This window comes from Bacillus sp. LR--39, assembly GCF_053613335.1.
Window position 1 is genome coordinate 1 of record NZ_JBSIOT010001674.1, and the last position, 507, is coordinate 507.

Genomic DNA, 507 nt, shown 5'->3' on the forward strand with positions numbered 1-507 from the left:
TACACTCGGAGTCGGGATTCTTCCTTATCAAATACACTACATGGCGAAAAAAGAGCTTTTTCAAAATAAATGGATCGGTTCGTTTCTGAAGAAAATTCATGCCTTTCCGGTAGATCGGGAAAATCCCGGGCCAAGCAGTATTAAAACGCCGATTAAGCTGCTGAAAGAAGGAGAGATCGTCGGTATCTTCCCAAGCGGAACAAGAACCTCTGAGGATGTGCCTTTGAAAAGAGGTGCGGTGACGATTGCGCAAATGGGGAAAGCGCCGCTTGTCCCCGCTGCACATCAGGGCCCTTCAAGCGGAAAAGAGTTATTCAAAAAAGGAAAAATGAAGCTGATTATCGGTGAGCCTCTTCACCAGGCTGATTTTGCCCACCTGCCTTCAAAGGAAAGACTTGCAGCAATGACAGAGGCTTTGAATCAGCGGATTAAAGAACTAGAGAATAAACTTGATCAGCTATAAGGCGTTCTGAGAGATTGCCCTGAAACTGTGAAAATAAGAAAAGC

Annotated in this window: 1 protein-coding gene; it reads left to right on the forward strand. The window is 45.2% G+C overall.

Annotated features, from left to right (window positions below; all coding sequences use genetic code 11):
* Positions 1–463 (forward strand): lysophospholipid acyltransferase family protein (locus ACWHAR_RS32450; protein ID WP_452089101.1); only part of this gene is annotated, 463 nt, incomplete at its 5' end.
* Positions 464–507 lie beyond the last annotated feature (44 nt).